Origin of the sequence: Butyrivibrio proteoclasticus, from assembly GCF_900115735.1 — a bacterium.
GTDB classification, from domain to species: domain Bacteria; phylum Bacillota; class Clostridia; order Lachnospirales; family Lachnospiraceae; genus Butyrivibrio; species Butyrivibrio proteoclasticus_B.
Map to the genome: position 1 here is coordinate 1 of NZ_FOXO01000030.1, position 24,737 is coordinate 24,737.

Genomic DNA, 24,737 nt, shown 5'->3' on the forward strand with positions numbered 1-24,737 from the left:
GCTTCCTATGATATAAAAAATCGCTCCGCTAAGGAAGCGCACTCGCGCGAATGGAAAATGTTGCATAAATGCAACCGCGCTCGGCGCGAGAATGTCGCAAGCGACATTCTTTTTTATTATCTCATAATATTGCTATATACTGAATGAATGGTATAGGACTTGCTAAAGAATAAAAAAACTAGCTACTAAAGTAAAATTGAAATTAATTATCATTATTATGATAATTCAAAAAGAATACACAAAGATTACATAGAAAGTCCTTTAATTGATGCTAGTGTAATTTCGTAAAATTAGATTATAACTGATTTATGAAGTTGAGGAGCCTATATGAGAAAAGAAGAATTTTTGAAAGAGTTAAATAATTACGGCTATGAAGCTGAGTTAACAGGAAGTGTTTTGACGGTAGTTGTAGATAGTGTTGCAGAAGTTCCGTCAATAAGGAGTCTAGCTAGAAGCTGTGGGTACAATTACAGTTTTGGAGTGAGGACAAAACATAACAAGTGATTTTTTTAGCCAACTGGAGGTGACTTCGGTTGGCTTTTTTTCATTATTTGTATATTAGCATATTCTTGAAACAGTATTTGTTAGCGAGCTATACTAAATACAATCATAGTCAAAGTTTATTTTATGGCTATGAGTATTAGTAATATAAAAGAGGAATAGTACAAATGTTTGACAAAAGATTGATGAAAATGTGTCCGGAAAGTAAAAGATATATCGTTGGAAATGTAATATTTCAATGGGCGGAACTTTTTACAAATGCTGTTATGATTAGTGTTATTGGAGCATTTATTGATGCACTATATGAGAAGAAAATAACAGCAAATTTTATTTCCATCAACTTATTTATTCTTTTTACAGCGTTAATACTGCGATGTTTTGCAACTTATGGGGCAACAAGGATGAGCTATTTTGCATCAAAGACAGTAAAAAGAACTATGCGTGAGCAGATTTATAAAAAACTCTTAAGGATGGGAAATTCTTACCGTGAACATGTTACAACAGCAGAATTGGTGCAGGAATCAGTTGAAGGTGTTGAACAGCTTGAAAGCTATTTTGGGCAATACGTTCCACAATTTTTTTATGCTTTCCTTGCTCCTCTTACATTATTTTTTATGTTTGGCGTTGCAGGAAGTTTTAAAGTTGCAGCAATTTTACTTGTTTGCGTTCCGTTAATTCCAGGAGCAATTATGATGGTCCAGAAGATTGCAAAAAAGCTTCTATCAAAATACTGGGATCAGTACACAAAGCTGGGGAGTACTTTCCTTGAAAATCTTCAGGGAATGACAACGCTTAAGACTTATAAAGCAGATTCATATAAGAATGATCAGATGAACGCAGAATCGGAGAATTTTAGAGTTGTGACAATGAAGGTTCTGACGATGCAGTTGAATTCAATCATTATAATGGATTTTTTCGCGTATGGTGGTGCTGCTCTTGGAATTGCTGTTGCAGGTAGAGCATTTATTGAAGGTAAAATCGGACTTGGCGCAGTAGTATTTATGCTTCTTCTATCGGCAGATTTCTTTTTACCAATGAGAAGGCTTGGAAGTTACTTTCATGTGGCGATGAACGGAATGGCGGCGAGTAACAAGATTTTTAATTTTTTATCAGAAAACGAGCCAGATAATAAAGAGAAAGATTTTCCTAAGGATATAACAGAGATTGTTTTGCATGATGTTTCTTTTACTTACGATTCTGAAAGAGAGGTTTTACATGATGTTTCAATGAATTTTAAAGTAGGGGAGTTTACCGGGATTGTCGGTGAAAGTGGAAGTGGAAAGTCTACAATTGCTTCAATTATTATGGGAAGAAATACTGTACAAAATGGTGAAGTTAGTATCAACGGAGTATATGTCAGTGAAATAAATGAAGAAAAGCTATTAAAAAATATTACCTATGTGGGGCTTGGAAGTGTATTTTTTAAGGGAACAGTAAAAGAAAATCTTCTTATAGCAAAGGCAGATGCAACAGATGAAGAACTTTGGTCGGTGCTAGAAGATTGTGATTTGGCAGATCTTTTCAAAAATGAGAAAGGGCTTTATACCGAGCTTACTGAAAATGCAGGGAATTTGTCAGGAGGACAGAAACAGAGACTTTCTCTTGCAAGAGCGCTTCTACATAATTCACCAATATATATATTTGATGAGGCAACAAGCAATATAGATGCTGAAAGCGAAGAGGACATCCTTAATGAGATAAAGAGGCTCAGCAAGACCAAGACAATTATAATGATCACACATCGTTTGGCAAATGTAATATCTGCGGATAAAATTTACTGTCTTGAAAATGGAACGATTAAGGGAGCTGGTATTCATGAGCAGCTATTAGAAAAATGTCCTGAATACAGGCATCTTTGGAATACTCAAAAAGAGCTGGAGGATTTTAGAAAGGAGGCTAGAAATCATGAATAAAACAAGCAAAATAAAAGTTCTTTTTAGATTGCTAATACTTGTTAAGCCTCTTTCCGGATTTATGATTTTGGCTGTTTGCCTGGGAACACTGGGTTTTCTGACGGCTCAGTTTATACCAATTTTAGGAGGATATGCTGTTCTTTATGGGCTCGGGTATGAGACAGGTTTAAAATTTGAGACCATAGTAGTTTTACTTGTTTCGTTTGCAATTATGAGATCCATTTTCAGATTTTTGGAGCAAAGGACAAATCATTATATTGCGTTTACGCTGCTTGCAATTATTAGAGACAGAGTTTTTAAGGCTCTTCGAAGGATATGTCCTGCAAAACTTGAAGGAAAGGATAAAGGAAATCTCATATCGCTTATAACTTCAGACGTTGAATTGCTCGAGGTTTTTTATGCCCACACTATTTCTCCGATATTCATCGCGATTGCTACAGAAACAATTATGTGTATTTTTATAGGGCAGTTTCACCTGATTTTGGGATGTGTTGCATTAGTTTCATTTGTTCTGGTAGGTGTGATTTTGCCAGTAATAATCTCAAAAAGAAGTGGATCTTTGGGGGATGAGCTTAGGTCAGAGTCTGGCCAGTTATCGGCGCATATGCTTGAGAGTATTCGCGGAATTGACGAGATACAACAATATAATTATGGTCAGCAAAGGTTAAAAGAGATAACGGATAAGACTAATACTTTGTCGTTTAAACAAGGGGCATTGAATCGCCTTACCGGAACAAATATGGCGTTGGCAAATTCTATTATTTGGTTATCGGATATTGTAATGCTTATAGTTAGCTATTATCTATACTATTCTGGAAAAGTCAGTTTTGAAGGTTTTATATTACCGGTGATTGCCTTAATGTCATCATTTGGACCGGTAACCGCTCTTTCTGCGTTGGGAACTACAATACAGAGCACTGTGGCTTCAGGCGCAAGGGTATTGTCTATAATAGATGAAGAACCTGAAACAGAAGATATTTTTGGAGAAGAAGATATTTCTTTTGATGGAGCTAAGGCAGAGAATGTTTCTTTCTCATATGGAAATGAAGAGGTACTTGATAATATTTCAGTGGATATAAATAAAAATGAGATAATTGGAATAGTAGGACCAAGTGGTTGTGGCAAATCTACTCTTCTTAAGTTATTTATGAGATTTTGGAAAACAAAAAGTGGACAGATCAGGGTTTCAGACAAAAATATAGAACAGATCAACACAGAGAACCTACGTGATATAGAAAGTTATATGACTCAGGAAACACAGATATTTAAAGATACAATCATTGGGAATATCAGGATTGGAAAGCTTGATGCAACGGATGCTGAAGTAGCAGAGGCTTGCAAAAAAGCATCTATTCATGATTTTATTATGACTCTGCCGGAGGGATATAATACAGAAGTTGGTGAGTTGGGCAGTACATTATCCGGAGGGGAGAAACAGAGAATTGGATTAGCAAGAGCGTTTCTGCATAATGCACCATTTATGCTGCTGGATGAGCCTACAAGCAGTTTGGATAGTCTTAATGAAGCTGTCATATTGAGAGCGTTAAAAGAATATTCAAAGGATAAAACAGTTCTTTTGGTTTCACACAGGCAGTCTACGATGTGCATAGCAGATAGAACGCTATCAATTGAGACTTTGCAATAGAATTTTTATAAAAATACAGAAACATAATAATAGTCTTTTTCAAAGTTTAGACTAATGATATAATTATCGTGAAAACGATAATAGTGCATAATTATTATGCGGAAAGAAATACTATGGAGTTAAAGAACTGTACAACATGCCATAGAGTTTTTCAATATCAGGGATATGGGTATATTTTGTGCCCTGAATGTCGTCGGACAGATGAAGCTCAGTTCCAACTTGTTAAGAAATTCCTAGACCAATATCCGGGAGCAGAAGGGAAAGAAGTTTTTTTGGCAACGGGAGTTCCAATTAATACTCTTATCAAGTGGGTACGTGAAGGGAGACTTATTTCATCAAATGCAGTGAATCTGGGAGCTGTTTGCGATATTTGCGGAAAGCCTGTTTGTACGGGAAAGCTTTGCCCTGATTGTAAAAAAGATATAGTCAAAGAATTTAAAGAATCTGAAGCTGAAGATATAGAAAGAATTGAAAAGATAGTACCCAAGTCGGAAGGTAGAGGAATGAAATTTCTGCATTGATTTTAAAACAGGAGACAAAGTTAACGTACAAATGACTTTGTCTCCTACTTTTTCACTGATTTAGAGGCGTATTTATTTCGCCGGCAATATTAATTGAGTAATAATCTCGAATTTCTGAAGAATTATCTGTCATTCCAAGTATCCACATCAATTTCGTGAGTGCAGCCTCACTTGTCATGTCATGAGCCTGTAAAGCACCTATTTCAAGAGATCTTTTTCCGGTCTCATAAACATCCATTTTTGAACCTTCGTAAGGACATTGAGTTCCGATAACAACTGTTATGCCATTGCTAATCAATTTCTCTATAGTACTGATAAAATCGTGTTTTACAAAAGGAAGACCACCGATTCCGTAGGCTTCGATGTAGATGCCTTTATAGCCCTGTTCGGCCAAAGATTCCAAGAGACTTCTGTGCATTCCAGGAAACATTTTTAACATACATACCTTAGTAGAGTAGGAATCTGACAGATGAAAAACTCCGTTTCTTACAGGAACAGCTTTTTCATCAATACTCATACCAAGCGAGCTGATAGTTGCCACATTAGGGTAGTTGATGCTCTCAAAAGCATCAAAACTAAGTGATCTGACTTTTGAGGCTCTACATCCAAGTATAACCTTTCTGTTAAAGGCAACAAAAACGCCGGGAATACCGCTTGCAGCCATGTGGATGGCGCATCTGCAGTTTTCCATTGCATCGGCGACAGGATTGGTAATAGAAAGCTGTGATCCGGTTACAACAACAGGAATGTTTATGTTCCTGAGCATAAATGAAAGCATGGAAGAAGTGTAAGCCATGGTATCAGTGCCGTGAATTACAACAATTCCATCATGATCATTTCTTACTTCACTTATCCGTCTGGCAAGTTTTGCCCAATCCTCAGGGAAGATGTTTGCACTGTCTAAAGAGCAGAAATCTTCAATCTCGAGGGTGGTGTCTCCTGAAACCATATGAAGTTCTTTTTGCATATCTATGGTAGTAAGACCTGGAGCCAGACCATTTTCTTTCATGACCGAGGATAAGGTCCCACCTGTGTTTATAATAAGTATATTTTTACTCAAGATGAATTCTCCTTAAAATATAAATCATTGATTATTAGAACATACAAATTCCTTAATGGCAAGGTAAAAAAGATATACAGAACGTAAGAATCAATATGGAAAAAAGTTTTTTATAATATGTATATTCATTATTAAATATGTAATGCTTTATACAATACATTTTTATCTAAATTAGCACTCGGCATTGACGAGTGCTAATTACGGTGTTATAGTGTTTATAGAACAAAGGAACAGAGAAGACCGTTAGGACTTTAAGATTCCAATGATCCAAACCCTCCGTCCCAATGCTCATTTACAAATAATCAATTGTTTATGTGCAAAGGAGGTAATTGTTATGTTAGCACCTAGTATTTTTGAAGAAAACATTATGGATGATTTGTTTGGATTCCCGTATATGAAGGAATTCGACAATATGGAGCGAGGTCTTGAGCGTAAGCTCTATGGAAGGAAAGCTTCAAGAATGATGAAGACAGACATCAGAGAAAAAGATGACAATTATGAAGTTTCCATTGATCTTCCAGGCTTCAAAAAAGAGGAAATAGCAGTAGAGCTTGACAAAGGATATCTGACGATTAGTGCTTCTAAAGGTATTGATCACGATGATAATGATAAAAAGGGAAAGCTTATTCGTCAGGAAAGATATGCAGGATCAATGACCAGAAGCTTTTACATTGGTGACAATGTTAAGAAAGAAGATGTGGAGGCAACCTACAGGCATGGCGTACTTACCCTGACAATACCTAAAAAGGCTATGGAAAGGACTCTCCCGGAAAAGAATCTGATTGCAATTGAAGGATAATATATAACAGGTAATAGCATGTTCCCCGGCACTCATACAGTGCTGGGGATTTTTTATGTCTTATTGAATATTTCTTGTGCATAATTGCGACAAAGGGTATAATTAAAGTTGGGTTACGTTATTTTTTTAACATTATAAAGGAGGTATTTCAGATGTCACGTTTTACACTGCCCAGAGACGTTTACCATGGTAAGGGAGCTTTAGAGGCTCTTAAGACATTGGAAGGGAAAAGAGCGATAGTTTGTGTTGGTGGAAGCTCTATGAAGAAAGGCGGTTTTCTTCAAAAGGTAGAGGATTACCTAAAAGAAGCCGGCATGGAAGTCGAACTGTTTGAAGGAATTGAACCAGATCCCTCTGTTGAGACTGTTATGAAGGGCGCTGAGGCAATGCAGAAGTTTCAGCCTGATTGGATTGTTGCTATAGGTGGCGGTTCACCAATTGATGCTGCTAAGGCTATGTGGATCAAGTATGAGTATCCTGATACAACATTTGAGGATATGTGTAAGGTATTTGGACTTCCCAAGCTTAGAACAAAAGCTCATTTTTGTGCTATTCCGTCTACATCTGGAACAGCTACTGAGGTTACAGCTTTTTCAATTATTACTGATTATCAGAAGGGAATTAAGTATCCTATAGCAGATTTTGAGATTACTCCGGATGTTGCTATAGTAGATCCTGAACTTACGCATACAATGCCTGTAAAGCTTGTTGCGCATACTGGTATGGATGCAATAACACATGCTATTGAAGCATATGTTTCTACAGCAAACTGCGAATATACTGATGCGTTGGCAATTCATGCTATTGAGCTTATCCAGAATAGTCTTGTAAAGTCATATAACGGAGATATGGATGCAAGGGATATTATGCATGATGCGCAGTGTCTGGCAGGAATGGCATTTTCAAATGCACTCCTTGGCATCGTTCATTCTATGGCTCATAAGACTGGTGCTGTATTTGCCGATAAGGGGGCTCATATTATCCACGGAGCAGCTAATGCCATGTATCTTCCTAAGGTTATAGCGTTTAATGCTAAGGATCCTACAGCTAAAAAGAGATATGGTGTAATTGCTGATTACATGAAGCTGGGTGGATCAAGTGACGATGAGAAGGTTAAACTTCTTATTGATTATCTTCGTAAGATGAATGATGATCTTAATATTCCGCACTGTATTAAGCATTATGGAGCTGATGGACTTCCTGCAGAGGAAGGTTTTGTTTCTGAGGAAGTATTCAATGAACGACTTCATGATATAGCAGCTAATGCGATTCTCGATGCTTGTACAGGCTCTAATCCTCGTCAGCCTAGTCAGGAAGAAATGGAGAAACTTCTTAAGTGTTGTTATTATGATACAGAAGTAGATTTCTGATAAAAAATGGAGAATGATATGGCAGGACGAGAAGAGCTTATCAACCAGCTGGCTGCATCTATGGGAGCAGGTCAGTTCGCAAAAACATCTTATGAAGATTCAAGATTTGATGCTGATACAGGTACTTTATACTGCAAGGGCATGGCAATAACAAAATCAACTGCAGAGAAGGCGCTACAGCATTTTGAATTGTTGGAAAAGAAATGTGATGTTTCTGACCCTAATCAAAGGCAGATGGCGATGATTTACAGATGTGCCATTGAATCCATAAAAATGATGCAGAACCCTAGGGTTAAAGCAGTTATAAAATCAGAGTTTCAAGAAGGAACCTAAAGACTATATGTTAACTTAAAGTCTTTAGTGAGACAAAAGATATTTCATATAAATTTTGCGAAAAGGGGAGCAGGAAATGCTTCCCTTTTACGTTCGGATAAGAAGAACCAGTACTTTGCACACAGAGCAAAGTCTCTTTTTGGCATATCTAAAGGATAACAAGATTGGATGGGCAGAGGTTTATGGAGTATGATAGATATATGCTGAGAATTAAAGTACATCGTGGAACACATCAGTTAGGTGGAAAATGTCTGTGCGTGGTGAATATAAACGCACCTCGAATTCATGGAGCAATAACAAGAAATGGATATACGCTTTTTTGAGGGGAATATTGCTAATATACAAGCAGATGCTATTGTTGTTCCTTCTAATAGTGCGCTAAAAGAAAGCAATGGAGAATCAAATGCAATATATGACGCTGCCGGAAGAAAGAATTTATGCATTGAATGCGAAGCATTAGTAAAAGGTAATGGTAAGTATGCCTATGGAGATGCCGTTGCAACAAATGCATTTCTTTTAGATGCTCAATTCCTAATTCATGCCGTTGTGCCAAAGCTACGATACGGAAATAAAAGTGAATGCGATCAAATTGCCCATGCGTATACTAACTCACTAATAGTTGCTGATGGCTTGAAATGCAAGAGCATTGCCTTTCCACTATTAGGAATACGAAATGGATTTGATGTAAAGACTGTTTATAGGATTGCATCGGAGCAAATTCAGAAGTATAAAGCTAGGTATATACAAAAAGTTTTTATAGTAGTACATGACAAAAAGACAGTTGACATTATTACTTATGAAGGAAACAGGGTATATAGTTTAGATGGGCTTCATAGCGGAGTATATTCCCTTAGAACAATCTGTAATAAACAGAATTATTTATCACAATTAGAGGAGAAAGATATAAAAGAAATATGTAGTATTATCAATGGCTTTTCGTTAAAAAATGAGATTGGATTACTATTTGATGACATTGTAGCATATAGGAACCTACCGGAGAACTATATTATACAAAAAAGCCGTTCTGGGAAATGCCGGGTTATAAGAGACAATAAAACTATAATACGCTGCTGCGATGAAAGAATACTATGCTATTATTTAAATAATAAAATTTGCGAAAAGAAAAAATTGTCATCTCTTAGTGACAAGAATTATGGGTTGGTACTTTGCGGCGGTGGGGCTCGCGGTGCATATCAAATTGGAGTATGGAAGGCTCTTATAGAACATACATGTCTTTCATTTACAGGTATTTCAGGAGTATCAGTTGGAGCACTCAATTCATTACTTTTTGCACAAGGGAATTATGAAAAAGCAGAACGTGTTTGGATGACTATTGAAGAAAAAGATCTAAAAGATTTCAATGAGTTATTAGAGTTATTAAAAATTGGAGGTCTGAAATTATTGGAGTCCTTTTTGTCTGTCGCACCAAGTGTATTTCTAGGTTCTTTATCCACGTTGGCTTATGATCAGGCTTTAGAAAATGAGGAAAATAAACAGTTAATCATGAAATTCAGATTAGCAAGTAATAATTTAAGTAGTATTATTGATAGTGCAATTGATGATTGGACTTTAATTGATAGGAATAAAATACTGTATTCATTTGTTAGCAGAAATTTTGTTTTTTCAACCCCAGAGAACATACCTTTAACAGGACTAACAGTAAATGAGATTAAAGACGTTGTACTATCATCTGCATCGCTTCCAATCATTTATGGTTCTACGAATTATAAAGGAAAAAAATATTTCGATGGTGGACGGATTTCAAATGTTCCGTATGAAATTCTTGCAGAAAAAGGATTCAAAAGAATTCTTGTCATTCATTTGAATCCTAACGACAGGAAAAAGAAAAAATATAGTTTATCATCGTATAATGATGCAGTAATCGAACATATTTACCCTTCAGAACCGCTTGGAGGTTTATTAACAATTAGTAAAGAAAAAACTTTGGAAAGAATGAAACGGGGGTATTTCGATGCTGTAAAATGGATAGATTCAAATGAAGCAAAGACTTTTTTATGAAAAGATTAGCATTCAGTTACAATTCATTCACATTTTGTTTAATGGGAGGAAAAGAATAGAAGATATCCTGTATATATCAAGTAAATGACTTGATTTGAAAATAAAAAAGTAAAACTTCTTTTTCATAACGAGCTGTCAGATAAATGGCAGCTCATCCTCCCAAAAACTACCGGTCTGAATGACCGGTTTTAATTTTTTAGGAATGATGGTAAAACTATACGAATGGAGAAGATGATGGGACTGTTATCATGGTTTAAGAAAAGAGATTCAAAGATAAAGAAGCTATCGTGCTGTATGATCCTGGTTGCTGTTTTGCTTATGATCATGATTACAGGATGTGCTGAGAGTGATAATGCTCCTGAAGTGGGCGAAACCTATGACCAGCCTGTGAGGGAAACGTCTGTAACGGCATCAGATGATACATTGTCATACGAAGCGGAAGAGGATACCGATCAGGACACTTTTGAGCCACTGACAGAGGCAGATCTTGAAGAGATCACAGAGTATATAAGACGTATAGATGTATACGGATTTCTCTGTTCAGAGTACGGCAGGCCTGAAGATGTTTCTCTGACAGATGTCTTTTTCGTGGGGGCAGGCCTTCAGGAACAGGCAAATGATGAGGAAGTCGCTGCATATCTTAAGGCAAATGACCAGGACGAGATCTATACTAACTGCGTGAAGTTGGATGCGGACAAGGTAAAAGATCTTTTATCAAGGCGTCTTGACTGTGATATAGAGTCCCTTGACCTTAGTGGGATTGGGATATATCTACCGGAGTATGATGCTTTCTTCAGGGAAGAGGCGGATGTAAACTATGTGGATTTTACCTGTGAGTCAGGAGTAAAAAACAGTGTAGGCGGATTGGATGTTATTATCCATGCTGAGGAGCCCAATGTATATGGAATATCTGAGCTGAGAACGATCCTCCTGAAAAGAGGAGATGAGTTCCTTTTCATATCAAATGAAAAGATAGGGTCTTCTGAAGATAGTGAGGAAAAGATCACATATGACGAGGCATACCTTGATGAGCATGCAGAAGAAATGTGGGATATCCTCTATAAAGAAAAGTTCTCTACATATGAGCCTGTCGAGATGAGACATGGCTTGGGCGCAATATTCTCTGTTGTGCTGCAGACGGGAGTTGAGAGCTTTGATGAAAATACCAAGGAGATGACATATGAGAATATAGTAAGTCTTGAAGATTGTGATGAGGACGGACGTTTTCAGTTTAAATGGCACAAGGACTACTATGAAGATGAAGAACTTTTTGGAGAAAAGACTCTTGGCTGGTACTGGGTCGATGGACAGACTGGAGAAGTAGTGGCTGTACCTTGACCTTGCCCTGATTGGAAAATAGAATGACGCCCTGCAGCCTTTTTATTTCGAATTTGTAGAGCGATTAAATTGATAGATGACTGTGAAGAAGCAGGAGCAATTTTCTATGAGAGAAAATGACAAGAGAGTAGTAGACAGATTTACAGAGCTTGCGCTGGTAGACGGTGAATCCTTTAATGAGAGGCTTGTCGCTGATTATCTTATAGCAGAATTCCAAAAGCTGGGAATAAAGCTTATTGAGGATGATATTGCCGGTAAGATCGGTGGTAACTGTGGGAATCTGTATGGCTTTGCAGAGGGGCGGGGAAAGTATGCAGACTCTGAGCCTATTCTGTTCTGTGCACATATGGACACCGTATCTCCGGGGAACAATAAGAAGATCATATTAAATGACGGCGGAACAATCACAAGCGATCATACGACTGTCCTGGGAGCAGATGACAGGGTTGGCATAGCAGGAATTATCGAGGCGTACACCAGAGTAATCGAGGAAAATCTGGATCATCCGCCAATAGAGTTTCTGTTTACGGTGGCAGAAGAGGTTTACGGCCTTGGAAGCGCGGCTCTTGATTATTCAAGGATTCGCTCCAGGATAGCCTTTGCTCCCGACTGCAGCGGAGAATATGGAGTCTATTCATCCTGCGAGCCGACACTCATTTCATTCGAAGTACATATAAAGGGTAAGGCTTCCCACGCTGGTTATGAGCCTGAAAAGGGAATAAATGCAATAGCAATAGCAGCTGCTGCAATCAGCAGAATAAAGCAGGGGTGGGCTGATGATCACACCACGCTGAATATCGGAATAATAGAAGGCGGAAGTGTTACCAACGCTGTTCCGGAAAACTGTTTTATAAAAGGTGAGATAAGAAGCGGTGTCCATGAAGATGCACATCGGACAATAGACTTAGTAGAAAGCATTTTTTCAGAAGAAGCGAATAGAGCAGGTGCAGAGCTTTGCATAGATAAAAAAGAAAGAATCACCGTTTACAGGATAGATCCCGAAGCCGCAGAAGGAAGTGCTTTGGATAGATATAAGAGAGCATTAGAGAAACAGGGAAGGAGAGCCGTGGCAAAGAAATCCTTTGGAGGAAGTGATATAAATTCTTTGATAAAACACGGAATGGACGGACTAAATATATACGGTCCCATGCATAACATACATACAACTGAAGAATGCACAACTGTTCAGGAAATAGCAGACTTCACAGAACTGATAAAGATACTTATGACACAACCATGAGGAACAATTTAAAGGCTTTTGCGAATATAAGGGGTAAAAATGAGAAAGAAACTGGTTTTAGCAACGATTATGATGGTAGCTGTCTTGTCGTTTACGGCATGTGCTTCGTCCGGAAGCACCGGAGGGAGTGGAGAAGGGTCAGACCGTGAGGTTCTTTTTCAGGTTTCATTGCTTCAGGGTTTAACCTTCGGTGATTATCATGGCAGTATTACTGCTGTGAACTGATCACAGGGGCAATCTACCCTTTCAAATCCTACAGTAAATTTACGCCGTCGAGACACTACGTGGCGATAGCCATCGCGTAAGCGATTTGGTACAATATAAGAAACGAGCTACTGGCTAAAACTGTTATTGACGGATTAAAATTGAGGAATATGACAGGCTATTACGTCAGTGATAAAGAAGAGGCTTTTGTGCCTGGCATAAGAGCTAATTCCTGAAGGTAGCAAGGTTTCCATGGGAGGTACGGTATTATTTATACATATTTAAAATTATCATACGACGAAATATAGTATAATTCTAGCGATAGAATAGATATATCATAATGTAAAGCAATCAGTGGAATGAAAAGAGAAGATGGATTATCTGTAAAAACAAAAGATATGGATATATTTGAAGAAAATGAAATTAAAGCAAACTACATTGTCGCACTGGCTCTTCTTATGATGGCGGTGGTCTTGATCCCTGTTTTTATAATGCTGGAGATTGGAGAGTTCGATGCGCCAAGATTTGAGTGGCGGCCGGCTATGATCTTTTTGGAAGCAGTCCTCATTTTCGGATTTGTATTCGAGAAGAGATATAACGGTCAAAAAGCGTGGCTTAAGAGTGTACTTCTTGCCATACTTGTTTTCTGTTGCGGCTCTTTTAACCTGCTTTTTACGTCATCTGCCGCGCTGTATTTATGCTTGCCAATCATACTGTCCATTCGTTATTTTTCTACGAGATTGTCAGTATATGTATCGGTACTAACCTTTATCGTATATGTCATCACCGGTATTTTGGGAGCGGAATATGGGATTATAGATTTAAATTATGTAGAGCTTCCTATAGGTACCAAGATAGTGATGGACGATACCACCTGGCTAATAGACGTAATAGAACGGATGGAATACGATCATTTCAGGTTTTTCATCAATAATGTGGAGTACGAGATATTTCCTAATCTGTTGATGTATTTAATACTTTCCCTTGTGAGTATTTTTATAACCAGACATGGGCGTATTCTTATCATAAGGCAGCATGAACTCGCTGAGACAACAGCGAGACTGGAAGCGGAACTTGATATTGCTTCTAAGATTCAGATTGGAAGTATTCCAAGTAAATTTCCTGCATTTCCTGACAGGCATGAATTTGACCTGTATGCGACTGTGAGAACAGCCAACGAGGTTGGAGGTGATTTCTATGATTTCTTTATGCCGGATGACGATCATCTGGATGTGGTCATAGCCGATGTTTCGGGCAAGGGAATACCGGCGGCTCTTTTAATGATGACTTCGAAAACACTTATCAGATCTGAAGCAGCATCGTTTCGGAATCCAAGTGAAATACTCATGGCCGTAAATGCGAAGATAGCAGAAGATAATGATGAAGACATGTTCGTAACAGTATGGCTTGGTATATTGGAGATATCCACCGGCATCCTTACCTATGCTAATGCCGGGCATGAACGTGTGGCTATATATCAAAATGGATCCTGGAAACTGGAAGAAAAAGGTCATAGTGGTGTGGCTATTGGTATGTATGCTCCCGAGGAGATGGATGAACTGCCGGAAAGGTATAAGATTACTGATCATAAGGTTCAGTTGTTGCCGGGTGATGTGATATATCAATACACCGATGGTGTGACAGAGGCGACAGACAGAAGTGAAGAGTTGTTCGGTGAAGAGCGCCTGATATCAGTTCTTTCAAGATCAGGCAGCACGGATCCTTTTGAATTGATTTTGCATGTTAGTGAGAAAATAGATGATTTCGTAAAGGATGAACCACAGTCTGACGATATTACAATGCTTGGGCTTAAGTACTTTGGAGCAGGGAATATCATAGGAAAGGGTAAGGTATAGAGGTATAGGATGATCAACATAACTACTGTGACTGAAGGGACGACATATATCGCAAAATTCGAAGGGAGGCTTGATGTTAACGCAGCGGCAAAAGCAGATGATGCTCTTTCCGAGATTGCGGGTAAAGCTGACAAACTGGTACTGGACTTTGAGAATGTTGAGTATTTATCCAGTACGGGACTTCGTGTAATAAAGAGAGTGAGACTTAAAATGAAAGACAAGAATGGTAGTCAGATTACCATAAGGAATTTAAAGCCGGAAATAAAAGATATTCTTGAAATGACCGGTGTGGCTGCAATGCTGGTATTTGAATAGCATAAGGTATTTTCAGTTGAGGAATACAATATGGAGAGTAATGTTTTTAGAAAGAAAACCCTGGACCGAATATCATCCCCAGAGCAGTTATCGGATTACCTTAAGGTTTCAAATCCCGGCATATGGATAATAATGTCAGCAGTGGTTCTGCTTCTTTTGGGAATTATCGCATGGTCAGCTGTTGGCGTGCTTGAATCCGTTGTGGCTGCAAAAGCTTTTGTGAAGGATGGAGAGGCAAAGATAGTTATCATATCAGAAGGCAGCAAAGAAATAAATACAGGCATGTCCATACGTGTGGCCTCCGATGAATATCTAATCTCCAAGGTCGTGACAGATGAGTACGGCAGAAGTATTGCCATTGCAAATGTATCTCTTCCGGATGGAGACTATGATGCTGAGATTGTGACGCAGCAGATACATCCGATAGAGTTTTTGCTCGAGGGGGGTTGATTCATTTGGGTAGTTCAAAAATATCGCCACCTCTTAATAAGGGTGTGGCAAAAGTGCCTTTAATCATGCAACTTGAGGCACTCGAATGCGGGGCTGCATCTCTTGCAATGCTGATGGCTTATTATGGAAAATGGTTGCCTTTAGAGCAGGTACGCTCAGACTGTGGCGTTTCCCGAGACGGTTCCAACGCAAAAAACATATATCTTGCCGCTCAAAACTACGGCTTTGACGTAAAAGCCTTCCGCAAATCTCCGGAAAAGCTCAGGGATAATGGTACATTTCCGTGCATTATCCATTGGAACATGAATCATTTCGTGGTACTAGACGGGTTTAAGGGAAAGAAGGTTTACCTAAATGACCCGGCAAGGGGCAGGGTGACAGTCAGCTGGGAGGAGTTTGACAGGGCGTTTACAGGCGTGTGTATTATCCCGGTTCCGGGAGAGAAATTCAAACCGGAGGGAAAGCCAAAGAGCACGCTTTCCTTTGCGAGGAAGAGGCTTATTGGTGCTGGCGGTGCTGTGGCGTTCGTCATGGTGACAACTATGCTTTCCTACCTTTTTGGCATAGTGAATTCCGTTACATCACGTATTTTTATGGACCGGCTTCTGACGGGAATAAACCGTGACTGGCTGTATCCTTTTATTAGTATCATGGTTTTTCTTGCAGTGCTCCAGCTGGTTGTTGCGTGGGCACAGGCAGTCTATTCACTAAAAATAAACGGGAAAATGGCAGCTATCGGAAGCTGTTCGTATATGTGGAAGGTACTTCGGCTTCCCATGGAGTTTTATTCGCAGCGTTATGCGGGGGATATCCAGGCAAGGCTTACACTAAATGAATCTATTGCGGGCACGCTGGTGAACACCTTTGCACCTCTTCTTTTAAATTCCGCCATGATGGTGTTTTATCTTGTGTTGATGCTTAGGAAAAGTCCTCTGCTGACCATTGTCGGTCTTACAGCGCTTTTTTTTAACATAATAGTATCCCGTATCATATCAGATAAGCGGATGAACATAGCAAGGGTTTCGATGCGTGATATGGGCAAACTGGAAGCAACTACCGTGAGTTGTTTCCAAATGATAGAAACCATCAAAGCGAGCGGGGCAGAGAATGGTTTCTTCGGAAAATGGGCGGGATATCAGGCATCTGCAAATCAACAAGATGTGTGCGCTCAAAAGATGGATCAGTTTTGGGGAATTATTCCTGCGTTTGTCAGCACAGCAGCCAATTATATTGTGCTGCTTTTGGGCGTTTATCTGGTGATGCAGGGGGACTTCACCCTTGGAGGTGTTTTGCTGTTCCAGGGGCTTCTCACAGCCTTTATGTCGCCTGCAATGATGTTAGTCAACGCAGGACAGACCATACAGGAGATGAGATCCCAAATGGAGAGGGTCGAGGATGTTATGGAATATCCCGACGATCCAGCTCTTATTGAAAATGCAAAAGCCGGCGAGATCTCAAAACTTGAGGGAAATGTGGAACTTAAAAACATTACTTTCGGCTATTCGAAGCTGGCTGAACCGCTCATTAAGAACTTTTCAATTTCTATAAAGTCTGGGGAGAGAATTGCCATTGTGGGACCTTCAGGATGCGGCAAATCTACCCTTTCCAAGTTGATTTCAGGACTGTACCAGCCATGGAGCGGTGAGGTGCTATTTGATGGAAAGGGAAGAAGCGAATACCCAAGAGATGTGATAACAGGATCCGTTGCCGTGGTTGACCAGGACATCATCCTATTTGAGGGCACAATTGCTGATAATATCCGTATGTGGGATGAATCCATAGAAGAATCCGATATTATTATGGCAGCGCATGATGCACACCTCCATGAAGATATCATGAAAATGCCGGGTGGTTATCGCCGTAAGCTTACTGACCATGGGCGTGACCTGTCCGGTGGACAGAGACAACGTATGGAGATAGCAAGGGTCCTGGCACAGGATCCGACCATTATCATTCTGGATGAGGCAACAAGTGCACTTGATGCTAAGACGGAATATGATGTGGTACGGGCCATAAAGGACAGAGGCATTACATGCATAGTTATAGCGCATCGCCTCTCCACAGTCCGCGACTGTGACAAGATACTTGTACTGGATCATGGTGAAATGGTCGAATGTGGCACTCACGATGAGCTTATACAGAAGAACGGAGCTTATGCAGAACTGGTTGCAAACGAGTAATGAAAGGGTTATGACATGGGGTGGTTTGAGGACCAAATAGAAGAACGAAGAAGGGCCGATGCCCAGGTACTTGAAGATTCGTTTCAAAAGATCGCTTCCGTTGTATTAGGCCAGCGAATGGCAGAGCAACTATCTGATGAGCGGATACTGACAAAGCGTGCCATTGATGAAGTGCTGAAAAGTTATCATCTAAAGCCGGTTGAGATTCCGGAAGATATACAATCAACGGATGAACAGATGGACTATTGTCTCAAACGGTACGGTCTGATGCGACGAGACGTTGAGCTTAAGAGCAGGTGGTATGAGGATGCATACGGTCCTCTCATAGGATTAAAAAAGAAAGATGGAACGCCGGTGGCATTGCTGCCGCAAAAGCTTCACGGATATTTTTATATTGATAACGAAACAGGAAAAAAAGTTTACCTTAACAGGAAAACTGAAAAGGAATTTGAAACCGATGCCATATGTTTTTATCGTCCATTGCCGCTTAGAGCACTAAAGATAACAGATCTTTTAGGGTATATGAAATCCTGCATCAGTGTCAGCGACATTTTTCTTGTTGTGATTGCAGCTTTGGCAGTGACATTTGCTGGAATAATGCTTCCGCAGATAACCGCCGCTGTGACAGGCCCGGTACTTTCAAGTGGAAGGACATCGGCACTTATAGGCGCAGCAATTTTCATATTTTGCGTAGCCTTGTCCTCGCAGCTTTTTTCCGCGATAAGGGGACTGCTTAGCAGCAGGGTGCAGACAAAGCTATCCATTGCAGTGGAATCATCCATGATGATGCGTATTATATCCCTGCCTGTTAGTTTTTTCCGCGCCTACAGTCCAGGAGAATTAAAAAGCCGTTCCATGTCTGTTAATGAATTATGCACAATCATGCAGAATATGATATTGAATACAGGACTGACATCACTAGTCTCACTTTTATATATCCAGCAGATTTTCCGCTTTACACCTGCACTTGTCATCCCTTCCTTAAACATCATACTGGTAACTGTCAGTTTTTCTGTTTTAGTGACACTTCTGCAAGCCAGAATCAGTAAACAGATAATGGAGAAAGCAGCAAAGGAATCGGGATTAAGCTATTCTCTGCTAACCGGAGTTCAGAAGATCAAACTTGCCGGGGCGGAGAAAAGAGTATTTGCGAAATGGCTGAATCTGTATGCTGAAAAGGCTGAACTAACATACAATCCTCCTACAATTCTGAAGGTTACAAATGTCATAACTACGGGTATCAGTCTGTTTTCAACAATTATTCTGTATTTTATGGCTGTAGAAAGCGGCGTTGATCAGCCCTCCTACTTCGCATTTATGTCTGCCTATGGAATGGTAATGGAAGCCTTTACCGCACTATCAGGTATCGCCCTCCAGGCGGCTCAGATAAGACCTCTCCTGGAGATGGCTGAGCCATTTTTAAAGACAGTTCCGGAGACGGCACTAAACAAGGAAATAGTGACAGGGATTTCCGGAAATGTGGAGTTGGATCATGTATCATTTCGCTACAATGACAGTAATCCCTATATTATTGATGATCTCTCCTTAAAGATTAATCCCGGTGAGTATGTTGCTATTGTGGGAAAAACAGGATGTGGGAAGTCTACGCTGATCCGTCTTCTGCTTGGCTTTGAAACTCCGGAAAGCGGGGCTGTCTATTATGATGGAAAGGATATAAGAAGTCTTGATCTAGGGACACTGCGGAGAAATATAGGAACCGTAACACAAGACGGCGATCTGTTTTCCGGGGACATTTATTCGAACATTGTTATCACAGCTCCGCATATAAGCATGGATGATGCATGGGAAGCAGCTGAGAAAGCTGGAATCGCAGATGATATCAGAGCCATGCCGATGGGAATGTTTACGATTATATCAGAGGGACAGGGCGGCATCTCTGGCGGTCAGAAGCAGAGGCTCATGATTGCCAGGGCAATCGCTCCCAAACCCAAACTCCTCATATTTGATGAGGCTACCTCGGCCCTCGATAATAAGACTCAAAAAGCAGTATCAGAGTCTCTTGATGCCATGGGATGTACCCGTATCGTTGTGGCACACAGGCTCTCTACCATCCGTCACTGTGACCGCATAGTGGTACTGGACAAAGGTCGTATCATTGAGGATGGCACCTATGACGAGCTGATTAAAAAGGGTGGATACTTTGCTGATCTGGTAGAAAGGCAGCAATTGGATACAGCGGGGGAAGTAGAGAAAAAGCCCTGATTTGTTGAAATTCCAGTACTGGAAATCGCAACCTTCTATACCTCTCATAATGCAAATACATTCTTGCTGGTTACAGCAGTATCGTAAGCGCTTTATATTTGGGTGCTACATTTCCAACCGTAGAGACCTGATATAATGATGACGCTTTTTCGAAGTTTCTCATGGAAAATCATGGTAAATCATGCGGATGACTAACTACCGAAAATACTTGTGCTTACGCAGTTTCTATGTGATAATTATATTAGCTGTTATTATTCATTGTTGTTATTCATTAAGGAGGATTTATCTATGAAAACTTTACAGGAACTACATAAAGAGATTTCCGCAAATAAGGATTTACAAAAAGCATATGCTGCGGCTATCGAGAATGATGCAGTGCTTGATTTTGTAAAGGCTAATGGCTGTGATGTAACAGAAGATGATATCAAGGAATATATTAGTGGAATAAAAAAGGATGATGATACACCTTTGTCTGTAGAAGACATTGAGAATGTATCTGGTGGAGGTTTGATCTGTAAAACTGTTTCTGTATATAAGAAAATGTCAAAAATGGCAAAGAAAAAAGGGTTAATTCCTGATTGGTATCCTTGCTGATGAATATTATGATTAAGAGTTTTATTGATGAACAAATAGAACGAGTGAATTCTTGTCCGCAAGCAAATATGCTTGCGGACAAAGTTTTTGTGCACCTTGAAAACATGTTAAATAGTATTGGCGAGGATATAGTTACTAGCACAACAAATGGTTTTTTTATTGAACCAGACATTTATAAAAGCGGAACTATTTCTACTACTTTAAAGGAAATTCTGAGGAAAAGACTTTATCTTGTGACAGATGCTTTTATAGAAATGCTAATTAGGCTTGAAAGGGATAAATGTGCTATAAGTGATGCGATATTTCCGGATAAGGTTTATTCAAAGATAGAAGATGTGGGTTTTATTAGTGGGGACACACATAATCAAGGACGAAGTGTCACCATTATTAAGACTGATATTGGAATATTTGTATATAAACCAAGAGATTCAAGGGTGGATAAGTGCATTAACGAATTGATAACTGAATATTTCGATGAATATATAGGGATACCCAAATGTTATGCATGTGGAAAAGAATATGGCGTAAATGAATATATAGAACAAAAGAGAATCATTGATGATGATGATGAAGTGAGAAAGTTTTTTCGCAATTTAGGGGCAGTCACTGCTTTTGCCAAAATACTGGGAACCGCTGATATGCATAGTGAAAATATACTTTTCATTGGTGCTAAGCCCTATATTATAGATCTGGAAACCAGCTTTTCACCGATATTTATATTTGATGACGAGGATGAATGTTTCCCGAATTTGATAAGTATAAAGAATAGAACTTTGGATGGCTATGGCATTTTGCCAGCCAGAATAAATGGAATGGAATGCAGTATTTTGATGCCGACAGGCAACAGAAACTCACCAGTTTTAAACGGGAGATCAGTTACTATATACAGTTATTTAGATGACTACCTAAATGGGTATAGGACTTTTTATGATACAGTTGCGGCCAAAAAGGAGATAATCATACAAAAGATAAACAGTTTTCCCAAGGATATTCCGATAAGAGTGATTCTTAGGAGTACAAAGGATTACGATGATTATATAAGAAAACTATATCATCGTCAGGCTGTTTCAGATGATGAAAGCAGAAGGAAAACCATTGATTTATTAAAACGGATTTTATACAAGAATACAGAACTGAAATTTCAGTCGATGATTGAGAGTGAAATTAGTCAACTCCTGTGTGGAGATATACCATATGCCTATACCAAACTTGATAGTTGCTCAATATATATGGATAAGGAATGCGTTGTTAGTAATGCTATAAAAAGTAGTTCATTTAAGCACGCAATAGATATAATTCAGCATCTGGATGACAATGATAGAGAATTTGATATAGGCTTTATAAAACGAGCTATACTACAGTATCCTGCATTATTGAATGCAGAAGCAAAAGAAAACATCATATCAACTTCCGGAGAGGTTTGTTCTGAAAGGATAGCTGTTAATGAGGCTGAGAGTATACTAAAGGAAGTATATGATCTTGGCATTAAAGGTAAAGATGGACATATTTATTGGGGATATAATCGTGCAGATGGGGGGAAATTTGGTTTTTGTAAGGCTGATTTAGCGCTTGGCTTATGCGGGATGGCTGTTTTTTCCACTGCCTGTGCAAGCGTATCCGCTGACGAAAAGATAAAAGATATATCGTCACAAATACTAGATGAATGTATATTTTATCTTGAGCATACACACGACTATATAAGACTAAAATACATAAATAGCGAAAAATCTCCTGATTTAGGTGAAGCTGAAGGAATAGGTGGAATACTTACTGGCTTAGCGGTAATAAGAAGATATTACGATTCTTCTGAAATTCGAAGTCTACAGCAATTATATGTTAAGCTTTTGGATACAATAGATTATTCCTTATGTAATTTACCTGACAGAATGTGTGGATTGGCTGGATTGCTATCAACATTATGCAGATTTGAAGAGTACAGGAATAACAAAGTAATTTTAAAAATACTTGCCGACAGGTTACTGGAATTAAAAACATTAGAGTGCGATGGAATGAATTTATGGAAATCCTTTAGTAATAATCCTTGCGCTATAAGTGGCGCTGGCCACGGACAAGCGGGTATAGCAGAGGCGCTTTTTTCAGTATCAAAAATTTTGGAAGATAAGATATATTTTAAGGCTGCGTACGAAGGAATCATATATGAACATGAATTGCATAATAAATATATTTCTCAGTTTGGGACTTGGCCTGATTTGCGCAAGGTTCCAACAGAAAGTTATATGAATGGGTATTGTTCTGGGCCACCTGGCATAGGAATAATGCTGGAGAGAATAAAGGCAAATGGAATAAATAGTGATGTGCTAATGGCGCTTGAAAAAAAAGTTAAAATAAGTATTGCCAAGCTTCCGTTAAATGTACGAGATCATTTGTGCTGTGGCAATTCCGCTATTGTGGAATACTATGTGTCTATTGGGGACTATTCTATGGCTAATAAAGTTCTTAGTGCAATGCAAAAGCGACGCGATGATGAGGGAAGCTATCGCTACAATTCATATATGTTTAATAACGGGGCAACACCATCACTGTTTTATGGCATAAGTGGAATTGGTTATGAAATGCTCCGATTCGCTTTTCCTGAAAAGATTATATCAGTTTTGTGAGGTGACATAATGTATTTCAGAATCAAAGAAGATTACGCACTTAGAAGCTGGAAGGATGTGAAATATGCCTTTTATGTAAAGTATTTGCCAAATCCATATCCGCTTACAGTAAAGCAGGCAGATGTTTTATTGAAATGTGATGGTGAACATGATATGGATTTGGATGATGTTGTACAGGAGTTATTATACAAAAAAATCATTGCATCTTGCGAAAAAGGCGAGCATCCATCTAGCTGGTCTTCTTTTCGTAAATACGAAAATATATGTTTCCCTAGAATAAACCTGACTATAACAGGAAAGTGTAACTATAATTGTCTCCATTGCTTTAACGCCGCTGATAATGCACCCATCATGACAGAGTGGAGTTTGGAAGAATTACATCGTTTGCTTGATGAGGCAGAGGAATGCGGGGTACATGCTTTTACAATTACCGGTGGCGAACCTATGCTACACAAGAATTTTATGAATGTTGTTCGTGAGATTTACAGTAGAAATATGATAGTAGATGAGCTTAATACAAATGGTTTCTACATTACTCAGGGCATACTTGATCAATTTAAAGAAATAGGTGCTTATCCACAGATGAAGATATCGTTTGATGGAATCGGATATCATGATTGGATGAGAAATTGTAAAGGCGCTGAGCAAAAAACTCTTGATGCAATAAGATTATCCGTTGAGAATGGTTTTCCTGTTGTTGTTCAGTCTCAGGCTAATAGGACAAATGTAGATAGTCTTATGGATACAGCAAAAAGACTTAATGAGATGGGTGTTATGGGAATGCGTATTATCCGCACCACTGAAACACCTCGATGGAGAAATAATGCCCCTGAGGGAACCCTCAGCTTAGAAGAGTACTATAGTTTGATGTTGGATTTTTGTGAAAAATATATTCATAGTGGCATGAATATGGATATTATAGTATGGCTATTTATCAGGCTATATCCTGCCCAAAAAAGTTTTAGATTGGTGCCTGTAAATCGTCTGGAAAGTGAGTATCGTGATGGTTTTCCGGCATGTCAGGGAGTCAGAGGGATGATTGCTCTTAATTCTGATGGCGAATTTCAGCCATGTATGCAAACATCGGGTATTCTGAAAGAGCATGGGATTGTATATGAAAATTTCCACGATACAACACTTAAAGCTGTGCTAACCGAGAGTCATTATCTTGATATTGCATGTAGAACAGTAGGTGATGTGAAGAATAATAATTCTAAATGTGGACAATGTAAGTATTTCAGGTACTGTACAGGCGGTTGCAGAGTATTGGGATTTTTGTACTCAGGCGAGAAAGAAGATTCTTATGGTGAAGATATAACTAAGTGCTATTTCTTTGAAAATGGGTGGTATGAAAAAGTATGTGATGCGCTAAAGGATTGGAAGAATGCGGGGGAAATCCAGAGTTCCTTCAGAACCGTCTGACAGTTAGGATAATCATCTTTCTGTAACATAAGAAGATCATATTAAATGACGGCGGAACAATCACAAGCGATCATACGACTGCTCTGGGAGCAGATGACAGGGTTGGCATAGCAGGAGAGAAACAGGGAAGGAGAGC

Annotated in this window: 20 protein-coding genes; 19 read left to right on the top strand and 1 reads right to left on the bottom strand. The window is 39.1% G+C overall.

Annotated features, from left to right (window positions below):
* The first annotated feature begins 327 nt into the window (after positions 1-327).
* The 4 genes from BM146_RS19605 (at position 328) to BM146_RS15175 (ending at position 4,580) form a co-directional block, all read left to right on the top strand.
* Positions 328-504, top strand: a complete 177-nt coding sequence (locus BM146_RS19605; RefSeq protein ID WP_177201692.1) for a hypothetical protein — start codon at positions 328-330, stop codon at positions 502-504.
* Positions 505-668: 164 nt separating this feature from the next.
* A complete protein-coding gene (locus tag BM146_RS15165) occupies positions 669-2,414 on the top strand; it encodes an ABC transporter ATP-binding protein/permease (RefSeq protein ID WP_074890865.1) in 1,746 nt (581 codons plus the stop codon).
* A complete protein-coding gene (locus tag BM146_RS15170; protein ID WP_074890868.1) occupies positions 2,407-4,059 on the top strand; it encodes an amino acid ABC transporter ATP-binding/permease protein in 1,653 nt (550 codons plus the stop codon). The genes BM146_RS15165 and BM146_RS15170 overlap by 8 nt, the downstream gene beginning before the upstream one ends.
* Before the next feature lie 113 nt (positions 4,060-4,172).
* The gene (locus tag BM146_RS15175; RefSeq protein WP_074890871.1) at positions 4,173-4,580 is read left to right on the top strand and encodes a hypothetical protein; all 408 of its coding nucleotides are present in this window, start codon (positions 4,173-4,175) and stop codon (positions 4,578-4,580) included.
* Between the two features lie 52 nt (positions 4,581-4,632).
* On the opposite strand, the gene BM146_RS15180 is transcribed toward BM146_RS15175, so the two are convergent.
* A complete protein-coding gene (locus tag BM146_RS15180) occupies positions 4,633-5,640 on the bottom strand; it encodes an asparaginase (RefSeq protein ID WP_074890873.1) in 1,008 nt (335 codons plus the stop codon).
* 334 nt (positions 5,641-5,974) lie between these two features.
* Here BM146_RS15180 and BM146_RS15185 point away from each other — a divergent pair, with 334 nt between their 5' ends.
* The 15 genes from BM146_RS15185 (at position 5,975) to BM146_RS15255 (ending at position 24,601) form a co-directional block, all read left to right on the top strand.
* The gene (locus BM146_RS15185) at positions 5,975-6,439 is read left to right on the top strand and encodes an Hsp20/alpha crystallin family protein (protein WP_074890875.1); all 465 of its coding nucleotides are present in this window, start codon (positions 5,975-5,977) and stop codon (positions 6,437-6,439) included.
* 152 nt (positions 6,440-6,591) lie between these two features.
* Positions 6,592-7,809, top strand: coding sequence for an iron-containing alcohol dehydrogenase (locus BM146_RS15190; protein WP_074890877.1), 1,218 nt, complete (start codon positions 6,592-6,594; stop codon positions 7,807-7,809).
* A gap of 18 nt (positions 7,810-7,827) precedes the next feature.
* A complete protein-coding gene (locus BM146_RS15195) occupies positions 7,828-8,142 on the top strand; it encodes a hypothetical protein (RefSeq protein WP_074890879.1) in 315 nt (104 codons plus the stop codon).
* Between the two features lie 303 nt (positions 8,143-8,445).
* The gene (locus tag BM146_RS15200) at positions 8,446-10,161 is read left to right on the top strand and encodes a patatin-like phospholipase family protein (RefSeq protein ID WP_074890881.1); all 1,716 of its coding nucleotides are present in this window, start codon (positions 8,446-8,448) and stop codon (positions 10,159-10,161) included.
* A 222-nt stretch (positions 10,162-10,383) separates the two neighbouring features.
* Positions 10,384-11,499: a hypothetical protein gene (locus tag BM146_RS15205; RefSeq protein WP_177201693.1), complete on the top strand. Its 1,116-nt coding sequence runs from the start codon at positions 10,384-10,386 to the stop codon at positions 11,497-11,499.
* Positions 11,500-11,605: 106 nt separating this feature from the next.
* Positions 11,606-12,739 (top strand): M20/M25/M40 family metallo-hydrolase, encoded by a 1,134-nt coding sequence (locus BM146_RS15210; protein WP_074890885.1) that lies wholly within the window; start codon positions 11,606-11,608, stop codon positions 12,737-12,739.
* Positions 12,740-12,778: 39 nt separating this feature from the next.
* Positions 12,779-12,964 carry a hypothetical protein gene (locus tag BM146_RS15215; RefSeq protein WP_074890888.1) on the top strand — a complete coding sequence of 62 codons (186 nt, stop codon included), beginning with the start codon at positions 12,779-12,781 and terminating at the stop codon, positions 12,962-12,964.
* A 338-nt stretch (positions 12,965-13,302) separates the two neighbouring features.
* Complete coding sequence (locus BM146_RS15220) at positions 13,303-14,799, top strand: PP2C family protein-serine/threonine phosphatase (protein WP_074890891.1); 1,497 nt, start codon at positions 13,303-13,305, stop codon at positions 14,797-14,799.
* A gap of 9 nt (positions 14,800-14,808) precedes the next feature.
* Positions 14,809-15,114 carry an STAS domain-containing protein gene (locus BM146_RS15225; RefSeq protein WP_074890893.1) on the top strand — a complete coding sequence of 102 codons (306 nt, stop codon included), beginning with the start codon at positions 14,809-14,811 and terminating at the stop codon, positions 15,112-15,114.
* 30 nt (positions 15,115-15,144) lie between these two features.
* Positions 15,145-15,564, top strand: coding sequence for a hypothetical protein (locus tag BM146_RS15230; protein ID WP_074890896.1), 420 nt, complete (start codon positions 15,145-15,147; stop codon positions 15,562-15,564).
* Positions 15,565-15,569: 5 nt separating this feature from the next.
* On the top strand, positions 15,570-17,744 hold the full coding sequence (locus BM146_RS15235; protein WP_278308521.1) for an NHLP family bacteriocin export ABC transporter peptidase/permease/ATPase subunit: 2,175 nt from the start codon (positions 15,570-15,572) through the stop codon (positions 17,742-17,744).
* 15 nt (positions 17,745-17,759) lie between these two features.
* Positions 17,760-19,967, top strand: a complete 2,208-nt coding sequence (locus BM146_RS15240; protein ID WP_074890899.1) for an NHLP bacteriocin export ABC transporter permease/ATPase subunit — start codon at positions 17,760-17,762, stop codon at positions 19,965-19,967.
* A 288-nt stretch (positions 19,968-20,255) separates the two neighbouring features.
* Positions 20,256-20,561 (top strand): Nif11-like leader peptide family RiPP precursor, encoded by a 306-nt coding sequence (locus BM146_RS15245; RefSeq protein WP_074890902.1) that lies wholly within the window; start codon positions 20,256-20,258, stop codon positions 20,559-20,561.
* A 104-nt stretch (positions 20,562-20,665) separates the two neighbouring features.
* The gene (locus BM146_RS15250) at positions 20,666-23,179 is read left to right on the top strand and encodes a DUF4135 domain-containing protein (RefSeq protein WP_207649937.1); all 2,514 of its coding nucleotides are present in this window, start codon (positions 20,666-20,668) and stop codon (positions 23,177-23,179) included.
* A gap of 9 nt (positions 23,180-23,188) precedes the next feature.
* On the top strand, positions 23,189-24,601 hold the full coding sequence (locus BM146_RS15255) for a radical SAM/SPASM domain-containing protein (RefSeq protein WP_074890907.1): 1,413 nt from the start codon (positions 23,189-23,191) through the stop codon (positions 24,599-24,601).
* Positions 24,602-24,737 lie beyond the last annotated feature (136 nt).

Coding starts and splice junctions, on each gene's coding strand:
- BM146_RS19605 (WP_177201692.1), top strand. CDS start 328: ATGAGAAAAGAAGAATTTTTGAAAGAGTTAAATAATTACGGCTATGAA.
- BM146_RS15165 (WP_074890865.1), top strand. CDS start 669: ATGTTTGACAAAAGATTGATGAAAATGTGTCCGGAAAGTAAAAGATAT.
- BM146_RS15170 (WP_074890868.1), top strand. CDS start 2,407: ATGAATAAAACAAGCAAAATAAAAGTTCTTTTTAGATTGCTAATACTT.
- BM146_RS15175 (WP_074890871.1), top strand. CDS start 4,173: ATGGAGTTAAAGAACTGTACAACATGCCATAGAGTTTTTCAATATCAG.
- BM146_RS15185 (WP_074890875.1), top strand. CDS start 5,975: ATGTTAGCACCTAGTATTTTTGAAGAAAACATTATGGATGATTTGTTT.
- BM146_RS15190 (WP_074890877.1), top strand. CDS start 6,592: ATGTCACGTTTTACACTGCCCAGAGACGTTTACCATGGTAAGGGAGCT.
- BM146_RS15195 (WP_074890879.1), top strand. CDS start 7,828: ATGGCAGGACGAGAAGAGCTTATCAACCAGCTGGCTGCATCTATGGGA.
- BM146_RS15200 (WP_074890881.1), top strand. CDS start 8,446: ATGGATATACGCTTTTTTGAGGGGAATATTGCTAATATACAAGCAGAT.
- BM146_RS15205 (WP_177201693.1), top strand. CDS start 10,384: ATGGAGAAGATGATGGGACTGTTATCATGGTTTAAGAAAAGAGATTCA.
- BM146_RS15210 (WP_074890885.1), top strand. CDS start 11,606: ATGAGAGAAAATGACAAGAGAGTAGTAGACAGATTTACAGAGCTTGCG.
- BM146_RS15215 (WP_074890888.1), top strand. CDS start 12,779: ATGAGAAAGAAACTGGTTTTAGCAACGATTATGATGGTAGCTGTCTTG.
- BM146_RS15220 (WP_074890891.1), top strand. CDS start 13,303: ATGAAAAGAGAAGATGGATTATCTGTAAAAACAAAAGATATGGATATA.
- BM146_RS15225 (WP_074890893.1), top strand. CDS start 14,809: ATGATCAACATAACTACTGTGACTGAAGGGACGACATATATCGCAAAA.
- BM146_RS15230 (WP_074890896.1), top strand. CDS start 15,145: ATGGAGAGTAATGTTTTTAGAAAGAAAACCCTGGACCGAATATCATCC.
- BM146_RS15240 (WP_074890899.1), top strand. CDS start 17,760: ATGGGGTGGTTTGAGGACCAAATAGAAGAACGAAGAAGGGCCGATGCC.
- BM146_RS15245 (WP_074890902.1), top strand. CDS start 20,256: ATGAAAACTTTACAGGAACTACATAAAGAGATTTCCGCAAATAAGGAT.
- BM146_RS15250 (WP_207649937.1), top strand. CDS start 20,666: ATGTTAAATAGTATTGGCGAGGATATAGTTACTAGCACAACAAATGGT.
- BM146_RS15255 (WP_074890907.1), top strand. CDS start 23,189: ATGTATTTCAGAATCAAAGAAGATTACGCACTTAGAAGCTGGAAGGAT.